21 protein-coding genes are annotated in these 24,769 nt (G+C 42.5%); 17 read left to right on the plus strand and 4 right to left on the minus strand.

Annotation, left to right across the window (positions count from 1 at the left end):
- Nucleotides 1-109 precede the first annotated feature (109 nt).
- From CXF62_RS08250 to CXF62_RS08280, 8 genes are all read left to right on the plus strand, one after another.
- Nucleotides 110-433 (plus strand): H-NS histone family protein, encoded by a 324-nt coding sequence (locus CXF62_RS08250; RefSeq protein WP_102093828.1) that lies wholly within the window; start codon nucleotides 110-112, stop codon nucleotides 431-433.
- A gap of 229 nt (nucleotides 434-662) precedes the next feature.
- Nucleotides 663-1,490 (plus strand): type II secretion system protein N, encoded by an 828-nt coding sequence (gspN, locus tag CXF62_RS08255; protein ID WP_102093830.1) that lies wholly within the window; start codon nucleotides 663-665, stop codon nucleotides 1,488-1,490.
- On the plus strand, nucleotides 1,491-2,396 hold the full coding sequence (locus CXF62_RS08260; protein WP_102093832.1) for a type II secretion system protein N: 906 nt from the start codon (nucleotides 1,491-1,493) through the stop codon (nucleotides 2,394-2,396). It abuts the gene before it with no gap.
- Between the two features lie 77 nt (nucleotides 2,397-2,473).
- A complete protein-coding gene (gspD, locus tag CXF62_RS08265) occupies nucleotides 2,474-4,720 on the plus strand; it encodes a type II secretion system secretin GspD (protein WP_102093833.1) in 2,247 nt (748 codons plus the stop codon).
- A 204-nt stretch (nucleotides 4,721-4,924) separates the two neighbouring features.
- Complete coding sequence (locus tag CXF62_RS14715; RefSeq protein ID WP_185156623.1) at nucleotides 4,925-5,098, plus strand: hypothetical protein; 174 nt, start codon at nucleotides 4,925-4,927, stop codon at nucleotides 5,096-5,098.
- Between the two features lie 161 nt (nucleotides 5,099-5,259).
- Nucleotides 5,260-6,192: a TatD family hydrolase gene (locus CXF62_RS08270; RefSeq protein WP_102093884.1), complete on the plus strand. Its 933-nt coding sequence runs from the start codon at nucleotides 5,260-5,262 to the stop codon at nucleotides 6,190-6,192.
- Between the two features lie 100 nt (nucleotides 6,193-6,292).
- Nucleotides 6,293-7,153, plus strand: a complete 861-nt coding sequence (locus tag CXF62_RS08275) for a tRNA threonylcarbamoyladenosine dehydratase (protein ID WP_102093835.1) — start codon at nucleotides 6,293-6,295, stop codon at nucleotides 7,151-7,153.
- A 30-nt stretch (nucleotides 7,154-7,183) separates the two neighbouring features.
- The gene (locus CXF62_RS08280) at nucleotides 7,184-8,986 is read left to right on the plus strand and encodes a GAF domain-containing hybrid sensor histidine kinase/response regulator (RefSeq protein WP_228153203.1); all 1,803 of its coding nucleotides are present in this window, start codon (nucleotides 7,184-7,186) and stop codon (nucleotides 8,984-8,986) included.
- Nucleotides 8,987-9,138: 152 nt separating this feature from the next.
- Here the strand turns inward: CXF62_RS08280 and efp are convergent, their stop codons facing one another.
- Nucleotides 9,139-9,711, minus strand: coding sequence for an elongation factor P (efp, locus tag CXF62_RS08285; RefSeq protein ID WP_057761310.1), 573 nt, complete (start codon nucleotides 9,709-9,711; stop codon nucleotides 9,139-9,141).
- Nucleotides 9,712-9,871: 160 nt separating this feature from the next.
- Here efp and epmB point away from each other — a divergent pair, with 160 nt between their 5' ends.
- The 8 genes from epmB to CXF62_RS08325 all read left to right on the plus strand — a co-directional run bounded on the left by epmB (nucleotide 9,872) and on the right by CXF62_RS08325 (nucleotide 20,890).
- A complete protein-coding gene (gene epmB / locus CXF62_RS08290) occupies nucleotides 9,872-10,879 on the plus strand; it encodes an EF-P beta-lysylation protein EpmB (RefSeq protein ID WP_102093839.1) in 1,008 nt (335 codons plus the stop codon).
- 369 nt (nucleotides 10,880-11,248) lie between these two features.
- The gene (locus CXF62_RS08295) at nucleotides 11,249-13,006 is read left to right on the plus strand and encodes a hypothetical protein (RefSeq protein WP_102093840.1); all 1,758 of its coding nucleotides are present in this window, start codon (nucleotides 11,249-11,251) and stop codon (nucleotides 13,004-13,006) included.
- Between the two features lie 321 nt (nucleotides 13,007-13,327).
- Nucleotides 13,328-15,415 carry an EAL domain-containing protein gene (locus CXF62_RS08300; RefSeq protein ID WP_102093842.1) on the plus strand — a complete coding sequence of 696 codons (2,088 nt, stop codon included), beginning with the start codon at nucleotides 13,328-13,330 and terminating at the stop codon, nucleotides 15,413-15,415.
- Nucleotides 15,416-15,515: 100 nt separating this feature from the next.
- Nucleotides 15,516-15,938, plus strand: a complete 423-nt coding sequence (locus CXF62_RS08305) for a c-type cytochrome (protein ID WP_228153204.1) — start codon at nucleotides 15,516-15,518, stop codon at nucleotides 15,936-15,938.
- A 42-nt stretch (nucleotides 15,939-15,980) separates the two neighbouring features.
- Entirely contained in the window at nucleotides 15,981-17,006 is a 1,026-nt protein-coding gene (locus tag CXF62_RS08310) for an AAA family ATPase (RefSeq protein ID WP_102093844.1), read from the plus strand.
- Between the two features lie 213 nt (nucleotides 17,007-17,219).
- The gene (locus CXF62_RS08315) at nucleotides 17,220-18,236 is read left to right on the plus strand and encodes a hypothetical protein (protein WP_102093845.1); all 1,017 of its coding nucleotides are present in this window, start codon (nucleotides 17,220-17,222) and stop codon (nucleotides 18,234-18,236) included.
- Nucleotides 18,233-20,497: a transglutaminase TgpA family protein gene (locus CXF62_RS08320; RefSeq protein WP_102093846.1), complete on the plus strand. Its 2,265-nt coding sequence runs from the start codon at nucleotides 18,233-18,235 to the stop codon at nucleotides 20,495-20,497. The genes CXF62_RS08315 and CXF62_RS08320 overlap by 4 nt, the downstream gene beginning before the upstream one ends.
- A 105-nt stretch (nucleotides 20,498-20,602) precedes the next feature.
- Nucleotides 20,603-20,890 (plus strand): DUF4031 domain-containing protein, encoded by a 288-nt coding sequence (locus CXF62_RS08325; protein WP_102093848.1) that lies wholly within the window; start codon nucleotides 20,603-20,605, stop codon nucleotides 20,888-20,890.
- Between the two features lie 74 nt (nucleotides 20,891-20,964).
- Here CXF62_RS08325 and CXF62_RS08330 read toward each other — a convergent pair whose 3' ends face one another.
- The gene (locus CXF62_RS08330) at nucleotides 20,965-21,483 is read right to left on the minus strand and encodes a DUF302 domain-containing protein (protein ID WP_102093849.1); all 519 of its coding nucleotides are present in this window, start codon (nucleotides 21,481-21,483) and stop codon (nucleotides 20,965-20,967) included.
- A 111-nt stretch (nucleotides 21,484-21,594) separates the two neighbouring features.
- Complete coding sequence (locus CXF62_RS08335) at nucleotides 21,595-22,515, minus strand: LysR family transcriptional regulator (protein ID WP_102093851.1); 921 nt, start codon at nucleotides 22,513-22,515, stop codon at nucleotides 21,595-21,597.
- Between the two features lie 292 nt (nucleotides 22,516-22,807).
- Between CXF62_RS08335 and CXF62_RS08340 the strand changes: the two genes are divergently transcribed.
- Nucleotides 22,808-23,938 carry an S-(hydroxymethyl)glutathione dehydrogenase/class III alcohol dehydrogenase gene (locus CXF62_RS08340; protein WP_102093853.1) on the plus strand — a complete coding sequence of 377 codons (1,131 nt, stop codon included), beginning with the start codon at nucleotides 22,808-22,810 and terminating at the stop codon, nucleotides 23,936-23,938.
- A gap of 115 nt (nucleotides 23,939-24,053) precedes the next feature.
- On the opposite strand, the gene CXF62_RS08345 is transcribed toward CXF62_RS08340, so the two are convergent.
- Nucleotides 24,054-24,749 carry a haloacid dehalogenase type II gene (locus CXF62_RS08345; protein ID WP_102093854.1) on the minus strand — a complete coding sequence of 232 codons (696 nt, stop codon included), beginning with the start codon at nucleotides 24,747-24,749 and terminating at the stop codon, nucleotides 24,054-24,056.
- Nucleotides 24,750-24,769: the final 20 nt, after the last annotated feature.

The following is a 24,769-nucleotide window of genomic DNA, read 5'->3' on the forward strand; positions in this document are numbered from 1 at the left end:
TATTTTATAAATAGAATTAATGGCTAATGAACGATTTGTTCCCCGCATGTTTTCACGAAAAACAATACCTCAATAGAGGCCACACTCTTATTTTATAGTTGGATTTATTATGAGCAAAAATAATGCAATTGATTTAGAAGATTTGAACGTAGATGAGTTACGTGCTATCACTGAAAACGCTCAACAACTTATCGCCAAAAAACAACATCAACGTTTGTATGATGCCTATATGCAGTTCGAGCAGATTGCAGAAGATAGCAATGCAACGATCGAAGAGATACTGAAAGCTGGTGAAAAGTTAGAGAAAAAACGCAGTATTAAATATCGCAATACTGATGATCATAGTGAAACTTGGACTGGCCGTGGCCGTAAGCCAACGTGGTTAGTCGAAGCGCTAGCAGCAGGTCGTGATATCGAAGATTTTGCTATTTAATTAGCTGTTTTCTTATAAAGTTACTTTCTGTGAATCAGTTTGAAGTTGCTATTGATAATGGTGTATTTATAACCATTTAGCGATAGATATAGCTGCTTTCGAGAAAATAAAAGCCAGTATCTTTACTGCCAGTATTTTGGCAAAAAGATACTGGCTTTTTTTCTGTCATCTATATGCCATTGTTTGTTATGATAATGACGTTTTTGTCTTATATAAGAGTTGTACGACTGTGGCCCAAGTATCTGAGTTTTCTCATAAACGTCCCCGTAAGCTCTGGTGGCTAGTGGGGTTTGTGTTGTTTGCGCTATTTGCTGTATTGCAAATGCCAGCAGCATGGTTACTTGAGAAATACGCGCCAGATACGCCTTATGTCCAGCATGTATCTGGCAACGTATGGCAAGGTGCTGCCATTTGGCAATTGCCTATGTCATCGACGTCGCTTACAGGTATGGCAGAATGGTCATGGCAGCCTTGGCAGTTACTCATAGGTAAGCTAGGTGCGGATGTTAATATCCACTCAGCACAGACACGTCTGAATGGGCAAGTTAAACTTGGTTTGAACTCATGGCAAGTTGACGATATGAGTGGGAAAATTGCATCTGAGACGCTAGCGAGTGTAGTCAACTGGCAGCTGCCAAATACCCCTATTCAGGTAAATAATGTATCACTAACGCGTCAGGCTAATAAAAATGACGCATCTAATAGTGAGCCTGCTAAAGACGTTGGCGGATTTAGTGCAGCGGATGGTCAATTGACTTGGGTTGGCGGCGAGGTAGGCTATCCTAGTGGTGGCAAAGTTTTTTATATTACGATGCCGGCTCTAAGAGCCGAGCTTAGTACAGAGCAAAAAAACAATAGAGATTTGCTCCATATTAATTTATTAAACAATCAAGATAAGCGTTTGGGAGATCTGTATCTCGATAGCGATAATATGCTTGATGTCAGTCTGACACAGCGCTTGCTAGAGAACATGCCTGAGTATAAAGGACAAGCCCCTCAAGATACGCCAGTTGTCAGTGTGCGCCAGCCATTGCTAGCTGGTTTGGGGGCGAACTAAATGCTTAATATCGCCGCAAGCCTAAAACCTGTTATCAATATTCTCAATCGCTTTTCAGGTTGGCTATTATTGTTAGCCATTGCTTGGCTATGCTGGACAGCCGCCCGTCTCTTATGGTTATTACTAGCAGCACCTCTAGCGCCTGCATTGCCTTTAGCGCCTCTACAGAATAGTGCCAACTCCACCAATGATTATAGCAGCTTATTTGCAATCTTCGCTGACCCCGATCCTATTACCGCAGCCGTGCAACCACCTCCCAACATTGAGCTAAAAGGCGTACTACTAGCCATACCTGAGAGCATGTCTTCCGCCTTATTAAATGTCAATGGCGAAGTCAAAAATTACCGCATCGGTGATGGGCTAAAAGACAGCGATTATACGCTCGTGGCTGTTGATTGGAATTCAGTCATTATCGCTGATGCTAACGATAAAGAAACCGTTATTAAAATGCCAGAGGCGATGCCATTAGACCAAAGTGATATGCTAGCAAGCGGAATAAGCAATCAGCGTTTGCCAAACAATAGCATGTTGCCGACAGGGCCCCAGCCAGTACAAAACGCTGTTCCTGAGGCAGAAGGGACAACTGGCGCAGACACTTCAAAAAGTCCACAGTCGGCTATCGAAGAAGCGGTTACGGCCTTGCAAGAAAACCCTGCCAGTTATCTAAGTAGAATGGGGGTGATGGCATCGGGCGAGAGCTACCAAGTCACAGCGGCGATGCCTGCTGGCCTACGTAATCGTTTAGGGCTTGAGCCAGGTGATAAGGTACTGACCGTCAATGGACAGAGCGTAGGTAATAACCCAGCGCAAGATGCTGGTGTACTTCAGCAAGTACAGCAAGCAGGTGAAGCGCAGATAGAGGTTCAACGTGGTGAGCAAGTTATTACGATTCGCCAGCAGTTCTAGCAAGGTAGGTTTTTAGCAAAATTGTTCCTTAAAAACTCAGCACATAGTAAGCAATATCACTGTAGGTAATCATCAATATGGTAAGTTTTCAGAATTTTTCAGCCACGCCTTTGTACCGTAGCCTGCAGCGTTTGATGCGCCTGTGTCGTCCACTTTGTCTGGCAGTGCCATTATGGGCTGCTGGTGTTGGTCTTGCCAATGCTGAGAGCTGGAAAGTCAATTTACAAGATGCTGATATCAAAGCTTTTATCAATGAAGTTGCGACCATCACAGATCAAAACTTTGTACTTGATCCGCGTATCAATGGCAACGTCACGGTCATCTCCAATAAAGCCCTGTCCCGTGATGAGATTTATCAGCTATTTCTGAGCGTGATGCAAGTGAATGGTATCGCTGCGATTGAATCGGGAACGACGACAAAACTGGTGCCAGATAATATTGCTAAGCAATCTGGTGTGGCGGTTGATTTACGCGGTGATAGTGTTGGCGAGTCGCTCGCCACTCGAGTTATTTATTTGACTAATACCCAAGCTGCAGAAGTATTAGGAGTTATTCGCCCATTGATGCCGCAGTCGGCTCACGCAGCAGCTGTACCTGGTGTCAATGCGTTGGTGTTGTCCGATCGAGCAGACAGCCTTAATCAACTGACGGCCCTTATCCGTGATTTAGACAGCAATGTGAATGACAGTTTGCAAGTGATACCACTGCGTCACGTCGATGCCGAACGTATGATGGAATTGATTAGCGCTTTAGTCTCAAGTGCGGGTAGTGGGCAAGCACAAGGTGGCAACAATCAGCTAAAGGTGATTGCTGATACGTCGAGCGATAGACTGCTAGTCAAAGGCAGTCCTGAAATGATTGCTAAAGTCCAAGAAATGGTCAATCAATTGGATACTACGCCGACCAGACGTTTAAGTGGTTTACGTGTCTTTCGTTTAAAGTATGCTAGTGCTGGTCATATCGCCGATATGTTACGCGGCTTACTTGCTAATCAATCTATCAATAGTGCTGGCGCGACCTCGACATTAGAATCAGCTTCGCTAAATGATGCAAGTAGCACAGGCGCCGCAATTAATAATGCAGCCAGTGATAGCCTTGGTAGTAGCAGTGCGGCCGCTGTCTCGACTAGCAGCACAAGCGGAACAAGCACAGGAGTGGGCGGTCGTCCGTTTAGTATTATCGCTGATGAAACTCAAAATGCCGTTATCGTCAACGCCGCACCTGAGCTCATGTTCGAGATTGAAGATGCAGTCAACCAATTAGACAGTCGCCGCGCACAAGTATTAATTCAAGCTGCCATTGTTGAAGTGTCAGGCGATGATGCCACCCAGCTAGGTGTTCAGTGGGCGCTAGGTAACGCCAATAGTGGCTATGGAGTGGTCAACTTTAACAATGTGGGGGCGAGCGCAACGACGCTTGCGGCGGCTGCTTTAGCAGAGACAAGTACGGCAGGCATTAGCGCTGCGGCCAGCTCTATCGCAGGTGCATTGATAGGAATTGGAGACAGTCGTAAAGACAGCCAGGGCAATACAGAGTTTTATGGTGCTATTTTACAGGCGCTTGACTCATCTACCAGTGCCAACTTGCTATCCATGCCATCGATTTTGACATTGGATAATGAAAAAGCCAGTATCTTAGTTGGTCAAAACGTACCTTTTGTTACGGGTTCTTTTACCACCAGTGGCAATAATTCAAACAACCCATTTCAGACAATTGATCGCCAAGACATTGGTATTAATCTGAATGTCATTCCCCATATTGGTGACAATGGCACAGTACGATTAGAGGTCTCGCAAGAAGTCTCGTCAGTCGTACCAGGTAGTACGGGTAATGCCAGTGGGCTAATTACCAATAAAAGCCTTATTAATACGACCATTCTAGCGGATGATCAGCAAACGATTGCCTTGGGCGGCCTGATGCGTGACAACACCACCACACGTCAACAGAAGGTTCCTGGACTGGGCAATGTTCCTGTTATCGGTAGACTCTTTCGTTCTGACAACGACAGCACCCAAAAGAGCAATTTGATTATCTTTTTACAGCCGACTATCTTACGTGATGGCGGCGCGGTAGCGAGTGTGACTGAACGTAAATTTAATCAAATGCGAGTGTTGCAGCTGGTCATTGATAAAAACGGTACGATTAAGCAATTACCATTGAGCGGCACTGAAGGTTGGAATGGTAATGTCAGTGCAGATTACGAGCTTATGCCGCTTAATCCCCTTATCCCTAAACGCAATCAAGCGCCAAAATCTACTTCGCAAGGCTTTACGAGAGTAGATAGCCCTAATAGCGGTATCACGACCTATCCTCTTAATCGTTAAAATATTGGCCGTATATATAACGGTTAATATGATTTAACTGACATAAATTAATGTACGATGTGATAGATACTAGTTACATCGTACATTAGCTTGCGTATTCATAACACAGATAAACATAGACGCTTTCATATTTGGGTATATTAGTTACTAATAAAATAATGAGTTACGTATTATGTTTTCCGCTACAGTAAATCAGAAGCTAAAATGACAGATTATAAGAATACAAAAAAGTGGTTTTTACTGAGTGTGGCTGCAACTGCGCTATTGCTCATCCCTAGGCGCAGTAGTCGAAAGGACAATACGAAGATAGTAAGTAACCATGATACCGTATCTGAGAGCCGTATTAATGATGCTCGTGAGAATGCAGCTAGTAAGTAGAAGCTAGTAATTAAAAAATAGAAGCTCAATAATGCGTCTATAGCAATATTCTTATATAAAAATACTTGTATAGTAAAAATTGCTTAGTGTTTATTACTCAATTCTATGTTCTGAAAAGTCAGTTTTGGAGTTTATTAATGTGTGGCAACAAATCAGTGACCATGGCTGAGAGAACAGATGCTAGAGAAGTTTTAAAAAATGTCTATTCTCTTATAGATACGCATACACATTTTGATGCTCCAGTGTTCGACAATGATCGCAGACAACAGGTAGAGCAGGCTTATAGTCAAGGTATTCGTCACTTAGTGCTAGTAGGTTATTTATATCAGTATTTTGATCGAATGTATGATACTCAAGATTTCATTAATAAAATGTCGCAGTCGTCTGTAACAAAGGTGAATAGTAAAGATAAGTGCGATGTTGCAGCCTATATCGCGCTCGGTTTACATCCTTTTTATATTGAGCAGCATACCAATGATCATTTAATACAACTTGAACAAATAGTGATAGAGCAACGTCCATTAGCCATTGGTGAGATTGGATTAGACACCTTTACCGATGCAATGAAGCAGCCTGATGTATTTGCTAAACAAAAAAGGTTCTTTGCGGCGCAGTTGGATATAGCAGTGGCCCATCGACTTCCAGTAATGCTGCATATTCGTAAAGCGCATGCTGAAGCACTCGCAATATTAAAAGCGCATAAATACGATGCGCATAAATTAGGTGGTATTGCCCATAGCTTTAGCGGTGGCGAACAAGAGGCGAAGGCTTTTGTAAAGTTGGGGTTTAAGCTTGGCGTTACTGGTCAGATAACCAATCCGAATGCCAAAAAACTGCGCCGCGCTATTCAAGTAGCAGTTGAGAGTCATGGCATCGAATGCTTGGTCATTGAGACGGATTGTCCAGATATGACACCTATTATGTGTCAGACAACGGATGATACCCATTCACATGATAGGAATGTACCAGCCAATCTGCCATGGGTATTAGCAAGCTTGAGTGAGCTATTAGAAATACCACATGATAAACTTGCTAAGCAGTTATGGCAAAATAGCTGTGATGCTCTGAAAGTAGACTGGGCTTATTCAATGTAACTGCGCTACTTATAAGAAAAGCATCGTTTTAATTAGAAGCTAAAAAGTATGAGCCGTATAAATGACAACCAAAATATTTGAAAAGAGAATTTGATCTGTTATGAGTGACACGCGACAATTTGAACAACCAGAATCCGTCGAAGACAGTCTTGCACAAGACGAATCGAGCCAACAAGATGAGCAGTACGATCGTCGTTTTCAAGGTACACGGACACTCTATGGTACCTCAGCGGTTGATACTTTTTCGGCAGCTCATGTCTACATTATTGGTGTAGGAGGAGTGGGCTCTTGGGCAGCAGAGGCGCTGGCTCGGACAGCAGTGGGAACGATTACGCTGATTGATTTGGATGTATTGGTTGCGTCTAATGTCAATCGCCAACTGCCTGCACTAGACAGCACGTTTGGACAAAGTAAAATTGAAGCAATGGCAGCTCGTATTAGAGAAATTAATCCCACAGTAACCTTGAATTTAGTCGATGACTTTTTGACAGTAGATAATGTCGCTACACTCTTACCAAGTCGTGAAGCAGTTAAATCTGCCAATGCTCAGGGGAAACCGATTGTTATTTTAGACTGTGTAGACGATATGAATGCGAAATTAGCAATTGCTTTACACTGTCGATTTAATAAACTAAAGTTGGTCTGTGCGGGCGGTGCAGGTGGTAAGATAGATCCAAGTCAGATTAGAGTAAGTGATTTGCGTGACTGTTATCAAGACCCACTACTTGCAAAGTTACGCAACAAGTTACGCCACGAAAAAGGCATTAATAGTGCTTTAAAAGAAAAATTTGGTATCAAATGTGTCTATTCGACAGAGCCACCGATTGTAGATAAAAGCTGTCAAACAGGCGGTTTACAGTGCGGTGGTTATGGCTCAGCAGTGGTCGTTACGTCAGTGGTGGCGATGATTATGGTGAGTGAAGCATTACAATTATTAATAAGACAGACGAGTCGTAACTAATGTGTCTGATATTATTTAATGGAGTTTACCTTGTCTATATCTAACTCGTCCAAGCAGAGCTACCCTGTCGCGGTAGATGAATTAGAACGTGTCAACAAGCTAAAGAAGTACCAGGTACTCAACGAAGATGATGAGCCTGCGTTCGATCGACTAGTTGCACTTGCAAAACTGTTCTTTGATGTGCCTGTAGTCACCATTACTTTTATGGACGAGGAAACCCAATATCTAAAACCAGCTTGTAAATTTGACAATGAATCTGACAGTATATGCACGACATCACGTGATATTGCTTTTTGTAACTATACGATACTGTCTGATGACGTTTTCGTAGTGTCAGATACTTGGAAAGACGATCGTTTTAGTCAGAATCCTATGGTCACAGGATCTCCATATTTACGATTTTATGTTGGTGCTCCTATTATCTTATATGAAGACAATAAAAGGTATCGTCTAGGTACTTTATGCCTTATGGATACAAAGCCTAATCATAGTTTTAATGAACAACAATCAGAGATCTTGGCAGAGTTTGCCAAAATGGCAGCTGATGCTTTGCAATTACAGGATAAACAACGTGATGCTAAGCGTGCTAATGAGATGAAATCGAGCTTTTTGGCTAATATGAGTCATGAAATTCGCACACCGATGAACGGTATTATCGGTATGGTAGAGATGTTAGGCGATACCGAACTCAGTAGCGAACAACGTGACTATGTTGATAACATCAAAGTCTCCAATGAGCATTTGATGGTCATTATTAATGGTATTTTAGACTTATCGAAAGTCGAGTCTGGAAAAATGACAATTGATTCTATTCCATTGAATTTATCTAGCTTATGCAATGAGGTCGTCAGTTTATTTGCGATTAAGGCACGTCAAAGAGGTGTAATTTTAGATTACCATTATACTGAAACGCTCTCACCTTATGTAAACGGCGACCCTGTACGTCTAAAGCAGATTATTGCAAACTTGGTCAATAATGCGATTAAGTTCACGCGTGAAAGTGGTCAGGTAAGCATCGATGTCAAACATATGGACAATTGCTATTGTCCAGATAACATCGATAAAAAATTCGTGAGTACGAGTCAAGAAAAAGAAGCAAGCAAAATAGAATGCGATGAAACTGGTCAGAATATAACTTTGTGTATAGAAGTGAAAGATACGGGTGTTGGTATCAAAGAAGAGTCGTTAGAGGCGATATTTGACGCTTATGACCAAGCGAATAAATTTACTCATCGTATTTATGGTGGTACTGGACTTGGACTATCTGTTTGTAAGTCTCTAGTCGATTTGATGGGTGGTTACATTCATGTAAATAGTGAAGTAGGAGTCGGTACGACATTTAGTGTTTTATTACCGTTAACTACTATTGATGAAGACAAGTATGAGACATGGCAAGACTCTAACGATACGACCATAATTGAACCTACGCATGAGCGGTCTGGGCATATCTTGTTGGTCGAGGATGATGCTGTCAACGCGATTATAGCCAAAAAATCCCTAACCAGCAGCGGACATACCGTCACCCATGTTACAGATGGTCAGCAAGCAATTGAGGCTTTTGCTTTATTCCCTGATCGTTATGATGTGATATTGATGGATCATCATATGCCGATTATGGATGGAGTACAGGCGACTATTAAATTGCATGAATTATATGACCCCCAAGTACTACCGCCCATTATCGCTTTGACTGCCAATGCAATGGACGGCGAGCGTGAGAAATATCTGAAAGTTGGTATGCAGGACTACTGCACCAAACCTTTTAAGCAAGAGCAGTTAAATGCCTTGGTACAGTATTGGCTGATACAAAAGCAATCATTGGAAGAAGAGTGATTTGCTAGATATTAGTGGTAGTGATTAGTATTTTAATGTAACTATGATCGATAAATATAAAAAAAGCTTAACCGCCTATATGGTGGTTAAGCTTTTTTATTGATGATAAAGATATCAGTAAATATCAACTACCAGTCATGTTTAGAGCGATATTAGTTCACGCGAGTTTGGTAGTCGCCAGTACGCGTATCAACACGTACCACTTCACCTTGTTGCACAAATAATGGTACACGTACAACGGCACCTGTCTCTAATTTAGCAGGTTTGCCACCACCGCCTGAAGTATCGCCGCGTACGCCAGGATCTGTTTCTGTGATTTCTAACTCAACGAAGTTAGGCGGCGTGACTGACAGAGGAGCACCATTAAATAACGTAATGGTACATAGAGCATTACTGTTTTCTTTTAACCACTTGATTGAATCACTCATTGCGTTTTTGTCCGCTTGAATCTGCTCAAAGCTCTCAGGATGCATAAAATGCCAAAACTCGCCATCGTTATATAGATAGTTCATTTCAGTATCCATCACATCAGCAGCTTCTAAGCTGTCACCTGACTTGAAAGTTTGTTCCAGTACTTTGCCACTACGAAGATTGCGCAACTTAACACGGTTAAAGGCTTGACCTTTACCAGGCTTGACAAACTCGTTTTCAAGAATGGCACAAGGGTTGCCATCAAGCATCACTTTTAGACCAGCTTTAAATTCATTAGTAGAAAAACTTGCCACAAGAAACTCCTAGGGGTTGTAAATATAATAGTAAGACATAGGGCTGACTGTACCAAAATTTTCTGTTATGCCAAGTATTTACGGATTAACGAGGATACTTTGATAGGCTAGACACTAAGGGCGTATAATATCGGATTTTGGGCACAGGTAATAGGCTGTCATGATAAACCATTTAATCACACAAAAAAACTGGCAAACGCAATTATCGGAAGCTATTACATCTGTTGATGAGCTATTGAGTATCCTACAGCTTGAATCAATGCGTGCAGAAGTTTACGTACCTAAGCATTTTGAACTGCGTGTGCCGCGTGGCTTTGTGGCAAAAATGGCTATTGGCGACCGTAATGATCCCCTGCTTAAACAAGTGTTGCCAGACCAGCAAGAGCAAATCAACGTCACAGGCTACGTAGCAGATCCGCTAAGCGAAAACACTCAAAATCCTGTAAAAGGCTTGCTGCATAAATATCAGTCAAGAGTATTGTTAACGATTACGGGTGCGTGCGCTATTCACTGCCGTTACTGCTTTCGCCAGCATTTTGACTATAGTGCCAATATGCCGACTGCTGATGCAAAAGAAAATATCATCAACTATATTAATGCAAATCCTGAGGTCAATGAGGTAATTTTGAGTGGTGGTGATCCACTAAATGTGACCAATCGACGTTTGTTTTCATGGTTAGATACTTTGGAGTCTCTTCCGCAGATTACTACCATTCGATTGCATACGCGTTTGCCATTGGTGATACCTGCACGCTTGGACGCTGCATTGTTAGAGAGGTTATCTCAAAGCCGCTGCCATATTGTCATGGTCATTCACTGTAATCATGCCAATGAGCTAGATGCACCAACTGCTGAGTATTTGCAACGTGCTAGAGCAGCTGGAGTTACGCTATTAAACCAAGCCGTGTTGTTAAAAGGTGTCAACGATACCCTTAACGCGCAAGTACAGCTTAGTCAGCGTTTGTTTGCTTCTGGCGTACTACCATATTATTTACATGTGTTGGACAAGGTGGCTGGTGCGGCGCATTTCGATAGTAGTGAGCAAGCAGCGATTGAGCTTTATTGGTCATTGCTAGCATCATTGCCAGGCTATCTTGTCCCTAAGTTGGTTAGAGAGTTACCTAATAAACCTTTTAAAGTGCCGATTGATATTTACAGCAATAGCTAATGTAGGGCACTATATCAATTTAGGAGAATTAGTAAACAAAGAGCGGCTCTTAAAAAAAGATGCGGATAGTATCTTTAGAAACTAAAATCTAGGATTTATGCTTTTTTATAAGTATAAATAGATATATGATTGGAACAGAATATAGACTGTCAGTATGTAATCTAACTAAAAAGCATATAACGTTAAATACAAAACTTTGCCAGTATGTAGGTATTGTCAGAGCGTACTGCTAGATTTAGGCTCACAATAAATAGATATCATCACTTTTCTATAGTCGAGCTTAACAAACATTTTTTATGCCATACATGTATTTGTACTGCTGCATATTACTGATTGCTTCGGAGTGACTAATAGAGAGTAAAGATACTGATGATAACGTTATCAATGTTTCGAGAGCATTTAGATTCTACAGAGCCACTACCTCCGCTATCTAATCGCTCAGTAAATGGTCAAGAGCGTTACTTGTTAAAGATGTTGGCAACGCTACCTACGCTTACCCAAGAGCAGCAAACAGAACATTTAGAAAGTTTACTGACAGTATTACGTGAATCCAATATGGATGAACAGCAGCGTCTCAAATTAATGGCAACAGTCATTGATGCCTCAGACCGACTGATTGCAGCTTTTAGGCAGCACTATATCTATGAGACAGGCGCGCTTAGCCAAGATCAGATGTCTTATATCGCTCAAATGCAATCGCTAAACTATTTAATTATCATGGTTTACGACAAAGTCATACGTCGTGAGACGCAGTTGTCTGGAGCCTCCTTAAACCAATCTTCTAGTAAAGGTTGGCAGCGTTTTTTCGGCGCTGAAACTAAACCTGATAGCACGCTTGCTATTGCGATTTATCAATCACTATTAAGATACCAAAAACTATTAGCAGAAGAGACACTGTGCTATCGAAAGCCATCAGATTACCTGTGGTCTAAAGTCAATCAGTTATACTATTTGGCTCATCAGAGAAAAGTAGCTGATATTGATTTAAGTCTACATACTGTCACGAACCAAACAAACAGTATCCATCAGCTATATTGTCAAATTTGTTTGCATCACTTGTTAAATTTGCGTGCTATGAGGCGCCCGAATATCTTACTAGTACAGCGTCTATTGCCTGAATGGGCTAAACACATAGTTGCGACAATGGAGCCTGCCACCGAGACAAAGGTTTTTGTTGATCTTAAGAGTAATAATCTACCAAGCTATCTAACAGTCAACTCTCATATCAACCCATATGAAGATCGTCATGACTGTCTATTTATAGAACTGACACCGATAGTTGAGTATTTTGAGTCACGCAAAAAAGCCTTTATCGAGGAAGGTAGTACAGCAGAATATAGTCTGCTTAATGCTATTTCGATGACCATCAGCTACCGCTATTTGCAGCCGCCACTTACCTTACCAACCAAATATACTATCAAACAGCAGGCAAAGTTAATCACCAATTTTAACGATATACACTACCATGTAGGTCATTCAAAAACTTTTGCCAACTTGATCGCTATCAAACATCTACGAGAAGAAGACCGACCTTTATACGATACATTTGATAGCGAGCGTAGCCGCAGTAGCGTTATAAACATTGAGATATTTGACGACCATGACAGTTCTTCAGCATATCGCAGACTGCATTTGTTGCCAAAAGCTGGTAAGCCTAATGAGAATGTTGCTGACGAAAGCATTCTCAATAAAGAAGGACTTAGTATAGAAAAAACTGACCCTAACCTTTCTATGACAGCACCGCAGCCCTTACACATCATGAGCCTGATTTTGGTCTATGGCTCTGAAAATAAAGAACAACCTAATTGGTCAATAGGGGTGGTACGCTGGTTAAATGTCGATACTAAAAATCCAGAAGTGGAATGGCAGATACTCGGGCATAAAATTGTAGCATGTGGATTACGTTTGGAAGGCAGTAAAACGCGAAGTCATCATTTTGTACCAGCATTTATTCTCGGTAAGGATGAACAGCTACAGACGACTGGCACACTAATCGTACCACCTTCGTACTTTCAAGCTGATGATAGAATCGTCATGCGTATTGGTAATAAACAAACCTCCCTACGATTAGGACGCAGGCTGATGATGACTGATAAGTTTAGTCAATATGAGGTGGCGCAGTTATAGCGCTTAGGGGTGCTTAGATGTGACAGGAGTTTCAGGCCATAACGAAGAGTTTATACAGATTTTCGTCAGTAATATAGTAGTCGACAAAGGTCATAAGTTAATCTGCAGTTGGTCTAATTATTGTCTATAATGATAAATATTGTTACTCTGACTTTTATGATATCTCTAACTATAAAATAATTATCATAGTGAAAACTCAGTTTGTATTGACAGGATTCATAGAATATTAACGCTAGCGCCTTTTATGTGCTAGGTTAGTTTTAGACAAGTTGTAAAGTAACAAAACAATAGATAACAATACGTACGACTAAAAGGCTCCTTATGCGCTCTCAATCTCTTTTAAATTTATTGGTGATCAATGACGATCAGCTCTATGCTGAACGTCTTGTGCAGTTATTGAGTCCTTATTATGATAGTGTAAATTTGGGGTTTTTGGACGATAAAGAAGAGCTATTAAAACTTCTGCGCCAACCGTGGGATGTACTGGTATTTGGCAAAGCTTATAATATGAGCTTTACAGATGTGGTAAGCCTCGTACAAGAGCAAAATATCGATTTGCCGATGATCTGTTTAGTGAATGAAGAGGTAGCGTCGACTGCCTACAATGAGTATGAGCTACCGACTGTGATTAGTGGCACGATGGTCAAAGCGCTTGAAATGAATCAAGAAATGCCAGTGGTAATGGCTATTTGTCTACAGCATAGTAGTTTGCGCAGTCGCCGCGAGCTAAAAACTTTACGTCAAGTACTTTCTGAAGCAGAACAACGTGCCAATGTATTGATTAAGAACTCTAAGAGCGCGGTCGCTTATATAGACGAGGGTATTCATATATTTGCTAATGATCCCTATCTTCAGCTATTCGGCTTTAAATCGATGAATGAAGTGGTAGGCGTGCCTATTATTGACCTGATTTCAGGTAGAGATAATGTTCAAGGGTTTAAACAGTTTTTACGTCAGTTTGACAAAGGTAGTCGCCAAGACGTTGAGTTTAATTTTGAAAGTGTACGGACAGATGGTAGTACTTTTGAAGCGAAACTACAATTGGCATCAGCCACGTTAGAGGGTGAGCCAGTCATTCAGATTATTATTCAGCAGAATAGTAACAATAGTGCAGAGGTTGCCAAGCGTTTAGCTGAAGCTGAACGTAAAGATAATTTAACTGGCCTAGATAATCGTCGCGGTTTTGAAGATCAGATGATAGCAATACATCAGCAGGCATCTCAAGGACTAATAACCGCAGCCCTGCTATATGTGCAGGTTGATAATGTAGGAAAAATAAGAAGTAGTTTGGGTCTACAAGGAATAGATGCAACGGTCAAACAAGTTGCCCACACGTTGACTGAGCTAGTACCTGATGGGCATGTGAGCCGTTTCAGCGATACTGCATTCACGATATTAGTAAAAAACAAGACGACGAGTGATCTTGAAGGACTTGCTGCGCATATCGGTTCGTCTATGAAGGATATGTTTATTGAAGTTGATAAACGTACAACGAGTACAACAGTCAGTATTGCTGTTGTCAAAATTGAAAAAAATCCTGTAGAGCCTGTCATTATATTAGAACGTGCCATGGATGCTATCAGCCAAATCATGGTAGAGACTTCTAATAATGGTGGGTCTTACCGTATATATGACCCAAGCGAACATGCCAATAGCGATGATCATGCACTTGCTGAATTGTTAGTGGATGCCATTACTAATAACCGTTTTGATCTATCATTTCAGCCAATATACGACATCAATAACGATCGTAGCGACTTCTTTGAAGTGTATCTACGGTTACCTTTGTCAGATGCTGACAATACGGTATTAACCCCTGATCAATTTATGGCGGTGGCTAAAAAACATCAACTGTTAGAAAAGATTGATCGATGGGTGCTTATCAATGCCTGTAAGAAAATCAACGATGTCCGCAAAGTTCATCCTGAAGCCAAATTGTTAGTACAATTAACCAATGCTTCACTGGTTGATAAAAAACTGCCGATCGTTGCCAGTCAATTAATAAAAGCAGTAGGCGGTGCAGCTGGTGTATTGACACTCCAGTTCAATGAAATAGATATCTCTGATCACTTAACCGTCGCAAAATCTCAATTTTCCGCGCTTAACGATGTTAGCTGTCAAATAGGCATCAATAATTTTGGCTCTTCCGTCAAATCTATTGAAATTGCCAATTTTGTCCAGCCTGATATGGTACGCTTGGCGCGCAGTTATATCCAAGATATTGGTGCAGCAGAAAATCTAGAGACGGTTAAGTCTCTTATTACGCGTACTAATGACATAAAGGTCGATGTGCTTATGCCTTATATCGAAGATGCAGCAACGATGTCAGTCGCTTGGAGTGTGGGGGCGCGCTATTTGCAAGGGTATTATTTAGAAGAGCCTAGTAGCACGATAAAGGTAGCGAGTTAAAAGGCCAATACATCATATCGTTTATGTTATGGCGATGATATTCCTCAACCAAAGATTGCTAAAAATGTCCCTTATCAGTAGATATCAAATGAGCAGCCTTTTGGCTGCTGTTCTGTTGCTCACAGCTTGTGAGAAAACACCACCTGACCACCGCGCTCCTGTGATTCTGCCCTTATATACCGACGGGGATGCGGACAACGGCTCAATAATTTATAAAGATGCTTGCGGTCAATGCCATCAACGTAATGCAGGTCTGAATAAAAAAGGCCCACAATTAATGAATATATATGGTGCGCCGGCTGCCGAGTTAAAAGACTATACCTACAGCAAAGGGCTAGAAGATTCAGGTTGGGTATGGGATGCAGAGACACTCGATCCATACATTGCAGATGCCCAAAAAGCCATGCCAGACTCCAAAATGCTGTCTGACCCGATGCCAGATGCGAAAGAGCGTGCCGATATCATTGCTTATTTATCTACGCTCCGTGCCGCTGCACCAACCGTTACAGATGATGTGAACTGACTTATCATCGTTATGACCTAAAAAATGAGCCAATAACCTACTATGACCCATGCAGCTAACGATAGATCATTATCTACCTCTCATATAACAGCGAATCCGCTTAGCCAGTCCATCCCTAGTACGGCTGATTTTCAACGCAATCAGCAGCAAATTGCACAGCTGTTAGCGCAATTAAATCAGATTGTATTGGACAAGCCGCAAGCAGTTAGGCTAGCACTCAGTTGTATCTTAGCAGGTGGTCATTTGTTATTGCAGGACTTGCCTGGTATGGGTAAGACGACTTTGGCACAGGGCTTGGCACAGTTATTAGGTTTAAGCTTTAGCCGAGTGCAATTTACCAATGATATGTTGCCTGCTGATATTTTAGGTATGAGCATCTACGACCAAAGTAAACAGCAATTTGAGTTTCGTCCGGGCCCTGTCTTCACTCAGTTATTACTTGCTGATGAAATCAACCGTTCCAGTCCCAAAACGCAGAGTGCGTTACTTGAAGCGATGGAAGAGCGACAAGTCACGCAAGATGGCCAGACTTATCCTTTGCCGCAGCCGTTCTTTGTGATTGCCACCCAAAATCCATTGCAACAAGCAGGTGTCTATCCGCTCCCAGAGTCGCAGTTAGACAGATTTTTATTATGCTTATCATTGGGTTATCCATCGCCTGCCGCAGAGCGTGAGCTGCTAAAAGGTAAAGATCGTCGCGAGCTACTCAAAGATTTGGATACGGTGCTTGATACTGAAGCTGTACTATTGGCTCAGCAGGGTGTCAGGCAAGTTTATGTAGCAGATACAGTATTGGATTATCTGCAAAGGTTGGTTGCAAAAACTCGTGCAAGCCAAGAGTATCATGGCTTATCGCCTCGCGGCATATTGTCACTACAACGTGCTGCCCAAGCGCATGCCTATGTATCGGGATATATGGAAGTGACCCCTGAAGATATCCAAGCGGTGTTTGCTGCGGTCACTGATCATCGCCTCGGTCAGCGTTTCGTACCCGCGCATGTGACTGGCGGGCAAGCGACAAAAACCATCGCCCAACGTATTCTAGCAGAAGTGTCGGTTATCGCTTAGCAGCGGATGTCCGCCATTTAGCAGTGGTTTGATACATAGTCAAAGGCATATAACTCAGACACGATATCAGGCTTACTCAGCCTACTATGCGTGGTGCGTTTACTCGCTTTGTCTGTATCTAAATTATCTAGAATCGACTATTTCGTTCTATTCCCGAATCTGTCAGTCACATACCGACAGCATCTTCAATCAGATGGTAATAATAGGGTAGTCATGAGCTTGTTACCAAAGGCCTTAACCGCACCAATAAAATCAGCTCTGAGCCGCTGGTTTGCCGCGCGCGCACCTAAGAGTGACAGTGCTACGCTTAATTTGCGCAATGTCTATATTTTCTTTAGTCGTGAAGGAATGCTATTCGCCGTATTATTAGTAATTACCTTTATCGCAGGTATCAACTATGGCAACAATTTGGTGCTTGGTTTGTGCTTTTATCTGGTCAGTATTTGGCTAATTAGTTTTCATGTTACTTTTGCTCATATATCTGGTCTGCAAGTGCGTTTACTAGAAGTCACTATGACAGAAGCTAGCTTGCCTGTTTGGGTTACACTACAGTTGAATAGTGATAGTCGCCAACCAAGGCGTCAGTTGCTATTTGAATTTGAGCAGTTAGCCAATAAGAAAACCAAAAATGGCACAAACACGCAAAGTTCAGTGCTTATCACACGGCTACAAGGCGAGCAAGTCATTCGACTGCCTGTCCAGACCTACAACCGTGGCCAACTTGAACTACCACGGTTAAAAATAAAAACAGTTTATCCATTAGGTATCATGCGTGCATGGTCTTATGTCTACTTTGCGCGTACAGCGTGGGTATATCCAAAACCTGAAGTATTTGATTGGCAAGAAAAATATGCAATCGCAAGCTTAGAGGATTTACCAACAGGTGGGCAGTATAGACAGGGTCAGGACGACTTTGAGCGATTAGACAACTATATCGAGGGTGAATCATTGGCCCGAGTCTCTTGGGGGCATGTAGCGCGGGGACAAGGTATGCTGACCAAGCACTTCGCTGATCCGGTCGGTCATGAGCAAACGCTTGATTATGCAGATATGCCAGCTGCACATCACGAGCAAAAACTTGCACAATTGGCTTATGGGGCATGGACGCTGGGTCAGCTAGGTGTACCGTTTCAAATGCGTTTACCTAGTGATACTCCTGCTACTACGGAGATGGGTAACGGAGAATCCTTTGCGCAAGTATGCTTGCTAAGGCTTGCGAAAGCACCATGACCAATTCTAAACGCTCATCTTCTGCTGATGTTGATACACGGTCCACAGAATATTCTACGGTCGATGCTACAAAAACGGCCAGCTTTGAGCAGTTGGCTTTAGGTCAAAAAGTCTCGTTTCGACCTGAGCGAAATGACGCTAAATGGTATCGTAAGTTATTAGCACTGCCAGCTTATTATTGGGTATTAATTGCTCAAGTCGTCGTTGTGTTACCGCATGCCGCACATTTACCATTATGGTTGATAGGATTTGCCGCCGTCAGTATCGCCGCTCAATTGCCTTATATCAAAGCTAAATTCAAAAAACTATCGCATCTAAAGCGTATTTATCAAAGTGTACAAATGCTAGGCTTTCTGCTGGGGCTATTAGGTCTGTGGCTAACCTACAATACAGCATTTGGGCTCGATATGGGTGTGGCGTTTTTGGTGTTATGCCTAGTTAGCAAACTGTGGGAGCTATATAAGCGCCGCGATGCCTATGTGGTGTTGAATTTATCATTGTTCGTGCTTGCGGCATTATTTTTGATGGACCAAGGTTTACTGACTACTTTAGAAGTGATCGTTGGCGCAATCATTGTATTGCTAGCATTTATTGCGCTTAATGATGATAGCAATGCTAGCGGTGATGGACGCTTGCGTACATTGGGCGTGTTAGGGGTTGGTGCATTGCCATTATTAGTGGTGCTATTTTTGTTTTTTCCAAGACTGCCCCCACTGTGGTCCGTACAGCTCTCAGGTCAGCAAGCTACTACAGGTGTCTCTGATAGCATGTCTCCTGGTGATTTTGCCAATTTGGGGCAGTCAACTGAGCTGGCTTTTCGCGTAGAGTTTGATGGTGAGCGCCCACCGCAACAGCAGTTGTATTGGCGCGGTTTGGTATTTAGTGATTTTGATGGTGTCACATGGCGCCCAGCCCCTCAAAAGGATCAATGGTCGTCGAGATTGCAAGCACCTGCATGGATTCAGAACGCCTTCGCTACTGTACCTGATGAATCAAGGGCGGCACCTGTCAATTACAAGGTTATCTTAGAACCCACTCAGCAAAACTGGCTATTTGGTCTTGATTATCCGTTTTCTGAACAGCCAGATATCAATACTACCTCTGAATTTACCTTATCAAAGGATCAACCTGTTACGCAGCAGCTTCGCTATGATGTGTTGCAGTTTGCACAGATGCGTATTGATCCAGTTCTAACAGAGGCATCAAGACGTGAGAACCTTGCCTTGCCTAATGAAGGTAATCCACAAGCACGCGCGCTGGCTAAGCAATTATTTGAGCAGTCAGGTTCAGACCCTGTGCGCTACATAGCGGCTATCGAGCAATGGATTAATCGAACAGATTTTCGCTATACGCTGTCGCCACCACGGCTCAATACCAATCGCATTGACGAATTTTTATTTGAAACCAAAGCAGGGTTTTGTGAGCATTATTCGTCAAGCTTTACCTTTATGCTACGCGCCGCTGGTATTCCTGCACGAGTAGTAGCCGGCTATCAAGGCGGTGAGCCGAGTCGCAATGGCAACGTATGGGAAGTGCGGCAAATGGATGCACATGCATGGACTGAGGTTTGGCTTGAGGGCCAAGGCTGGGTACGTGTGGATCCGACAGCATTTGTGGCACCTGAGCGAGTAGAGCAAGGCATGAATACGATGACTCAGCAGCAAGGGGCGGCTATGTTCGGCAGTGGTGCCAGTGCACAAATCAACTATCAGCAGTATCAAATGCTACAAACGCTACGCCGCCTATCAGACCAAGCGAGCTACTACTGGCAAAAAGACGTGGTCGGCTATGACCAAGATAAACAGGCCGACTCGCTACTCAAATGGTTCAATATCAGCTCAATTATGCAGCAAATCATTTGGCTAGCCACCAGTGCGGTTTCCGTTATGGCTATCTTAGTAATTGTCATTTGGTATCGCCGCCGCAAACGTTGGCATCCAGCAGACTTACCTCTTGCTCAGCTCTCAAAACGTGTTGCCAAGCATGATAAATTATTAGCCCGTAAGGATAATGAAGGGCAGCTGGCTTGGTTGGAACGTTTGGCCTCGGCCATTGATAGCCGTCAGAATAACGGTGTTCACTCTGCTATGAGTCAGCTCACAGATAGTAGTGATCCAATCGTTATTCAGACAAAGCTTATTGAAATTAGACAAAACTACCGTCAGTTACGCTATGGACGACTGAGTACATTTGATAGCAGTCATAGCGAATATCAAGAACGACTCAAACAACTTAAAAAAGATGTGCGCGCATTGTTATAGAGGTTTTTGATGACAGTTTTATTAAGTTACTTTGATGATAGTGCTGTTGAGGTATTTTGAACTGACGATAAGTTAGATAAGCGAATTAGTAAGAGAGGCGGTTATATGGCGATATATGTAGATTTTGTACAGATAAAATTCAAAGGCCATAAGTGGTGTCATATGCTGGCGGATAGCTTGCAAGAGCTGCATGATTTTGCGGCATTTATTGATGTGGATGCGCGTCTATTTCATCGCAACGCTAGCTATCCTCATTATGATATCACGGTTCAAATGCGTGAAATCGCTATTGCCCAAGGTGCTATTCCTGCCGATAGAAAAAAGATTATCGAGTGCGCAAAGAAATTGAAAGTAGAGTTGAATGACCAGATGGAGCAATCTAGTCATTCTTGATATGAGGGATTTTTAAGTAAATAAGTAATGTTTCAATTGCCTGTTCACTTATTTATTCAACTATACCGAGCGCATTATTTTGCGGTGGCTGCAGTACTGATAGCATTAAGTGCTTTTGAGGTATTAGCAATCTCAGTATCGCAACCTTTGATATTGTGGCGTGTCTTGAGGTAGTCAGGGTTGTTGTATGACAGCCATACTTTCTTATCAGCATCTTCGCTAATCAAGATTTTTTGTGGTAAATCAATGGCAACGGTTTGCTCACAGTTCATTAATGGCGTACCTGCTTTAGGGTTACCAAACATAACGACTTGCGTTGGTCTCAATGATAAGTCGGCACTCTGTGCATTTTTCTGATGATCGACTCGCGCAAATACTTTCATACCCTTGCTTTCGATAACTGAGACCAGCTTGTCTGCGGTATCTTTGACGGAGTGATTGCTCTGTAAAGTTACTAAGCCTTTTTCGGCATTGATAGAGGTAGTAGTGTCTGTCATAGCACCAGTGCTCTTGGTTTTATCTAGCAGCGTATCGATACTGGCACAAGAGGAAACGGCCACTGCTAGTGCAGCGATAGAGACGATTTTAATCATAATGATACCTATAAGTTATCTGTAGTATGGTTAGTCCTAACTATAATGAGCAACATCGAATATTCATTGTGCGTAATCAGGTTTGTGATTGCAATACGTCTTAACAGAACGTTAAACCAAATGTTCTGCCAAATAATCTACGAGCAGTCTAATCTTTGGTGATAAATGACGGTTATGTGGATAAATGGCCCAAATGCTTTCTTCGGGCTCTCTATAGTCATCAAGTAAACTGACCAACTCACCAGATGCTAAATACTTTTGTACATAATAATCAGGCAGCTGTACGATACCCAGACCTTTTAGCGCAGCATCGACCAGACTATAGCCGCTGTTATATTGCACCGTACCAGAGACACGCAGGTTTCTTTCTACGCTCGTTTGTTGGTTGTCTGTTTTACCATTAGTATCGCTATTCTCTTTTGCTTTAGCAGTATCTATAAAGTGCCAGTAGTCACGAGTACCTAGTAAGCAGTTATGTTGACTTAAATCACTTAAATGGTGTGGTATGCCGTGTTTTTTTAGATAAGAGGGCGCAGCGCAGACAAAATTAGTACGCAGGCTAAGTTTCTTTGCCATCATCGTCGAGTCATGCAATTTGCCAATACGAATCGCCAAATCATAACCCCCTTCAATCAAATCAATTTTCTGATTACTCAAAAAGGCAGTCACTTCGATATCGTGATACTGCATCATAAAATTATTGATGAGTGGTAATAACTGCTGCTCACCATAAGTAACGGGCGCTGTTAGTTTTATTCTGCCTTGAGGCTTTGATTGTAAGTTACTTACGGCTTGCTCAGCGGCATCCAAGCCATCGAGCACACTGCGGCAATGCTGATAGAATACACGGCCTTCTTCGGTTAATGAGACCTTGCGTGTGGTTCGATATAGTAGCTTTATATTTAAGCGTTTCTCTAACGCGCTGATCTGACGGCTGACTTGTGCAGTCGAGATCCCCAGCTCTTTTGCACCACGTGTAAAGCTCTCATATTCTGCGACATAGACAAACTCACTAATTCCTTCCCAGCGCATGATTATTACCAATATGTAAAAGATATTTGCAAATATAGCATATTGTTATCCGCTCAGAAATAAATATAATGGTTAGTATAAATGTAAATAGATGGTGTTTTACTGTCATCGATGCTTGCCTATAGAAGGCAGGCAAGATAAGCTCAGTCTATCTTTATTTGTTTTAACTGTAGATATAGTGACCGCTAAAATCCATAAGATGGGTTAGCAAACTTTTAGAACTGCTTGTACTTATAACAAAACTGTTATGTCGTCACCCATAAATAACAATCAATTAAAAAGAGAAATTCTTATGTCTGATAAGTTTATTAAATCAAAAGCCGCCATCGCGTGGGGTCCAAAACAGCCACTATCTATCGAAGAAGTGGACGTCATGCTACCGCGTAAAGGTGAAGTATTGGTCAAAATCGTTGCCAGTGGTGTCTGTCACACAGATGCGTTTACCTTATCCGGTGAAGATCCAGAAGGCGTGTTCCCTGCGATCTTGGGTCATGAAGGTGGCGGTATCGTTGAGCAAGTTGGTGAAGGCGTGACCAGCGTTCAGGTTGGTGACCATGTTATTCCGTTGTACACGGCAGAATGCGGCGTTTGTAAAATGTGCCGCTCAGGCAAAACCAATCTTTGCTCGGCAGTACGCGAGACTCAAGGCAAAGGCTTGATGCCAGATGGCACCACACGTTTCTATAAAGATGGCGAACCTATCTACCATTATATGGGTTGCTCAACTTTCTCTGAGTACACGGTTTTACCAGAGATTTCTTTGGCTAAAGTCAATAAAGAAGCGCCATTAGAAGAAGTTTGCTTGCTTGGTTGCGGTGTGACTACTGGCATGGGCGCGGTCATGAATACTGCAAAAGTTGAAGAGGGCGCTACCGTTGCTATCTTTGGTCTAGGCGGCATTGGACTATCCGCAGTCATCGGTGCTGCTATGGCAAAAGCCAGCCGTATCATTGTGATTGATATTAACGAGAGCAAGTTTGAGTTAGCTAAAAAACTAGGCGCAACCGATTGCATCAATCCGAAAGATTACGATAAACCGATTCAAGAAGTGATCGTTGAGCTAACCGATGGCGGTGTTGATTATTCGTTTGAATGTATCGGTAATGTCGATGTTATGCGTTCAGCGCTAGAGTGCTGCCATAAAGGTTGGGGCGAGTCGGTCATCATCGGTGTGGCCGGTGCTGGACAAGAAATCTCAACCCGTCCATTCCAGTTAGTGACTGGTCGAGTCTGGAAGGGCTCAGCATTTGGCGGTGTAAAAGGTCGTACAGAACTACCAGGTTATGTCGAGCGTTATCTAGCGGGCGAGATTCCTTTACAAGACTTCATCACTCATACGATGCCAATAGAAGACGTCAACGAAGCGTTTGACTTGATGCACAAAGGCGAAAGTATCCGTACGGTTGTACACTTCTCAGAGTAGTTAGCAACGACGTTATTGTCTTAGAAATGCTTTGTTAAAAATAAAAAGGCTGCTTCAATATTGAAGCAGCCTTTTTTTAATACTATTTTCACGCATAGCTTAAAGTTTAAATGTATCAAGCATTCTTTTTGCTAATGATTAGATCCGCTAGTGTCGATAAATCTGATGCAGTCAAATCAGGAACTGGTACATTGGGCGCGTTCAGCATTGCATTATAAGGACGGGTCAAAAATGCACCGCGACAACCTGCCGCTTGTGCACCTATAGTATCCCAGAGGTGACAGGCAACAAGACATAAGTCTGACGTATCAACGGCTAGCGTATCAGCCACCAATTGATAAGTATCAGGTGCTGGCTTGAACTTGCCAACAGTCTCAATACTAAAGTGCTGCTCAAAGAATTGACTGAGTCCTGCTTTTTCTAATGGCGTTGGAGACGCACTGCTTGCTGAATTAGTCAGCGTGACCAGTCGAAACCCTGCATCACGCAAACGAGTCAGTGCTGGCGCTGCATCAGGATGAGCCGGCAACGAGCTCATTCTTTCTTTGAACTCATTGATATCAGCATCTGTCAAAGTCACTTGTCTGATATCAGCAACCATTTGCAGAGCACCAACGCCAAGTTCACCAAAAGGCGTATAGAGACCGGACAACGTCATAGTTTGCGAGTACAGTACTAGCTGAGCGAACCATTCTCTTAGCACTCTTTGCTTGCCAAAGACGCGTATGAATAAAGGCGTTAGCGTATCGATATCGAGCAGTGTTTCGTTGACGTCGAATACAATAATCGAGGGAAAGCGTTCAGAAGACATAAAGTATCCTTTTATAGAAT

It is taken from the genome of Psychrobacter sp. MES7-P7E (genome assembly GCF_002863645.1).
Taxonomy (GTDB): Bacteria; Pseudomonadota; Gammaproteobacteria; order Pseudomonadales; family Moraxellaceae; genus Psychrobacter.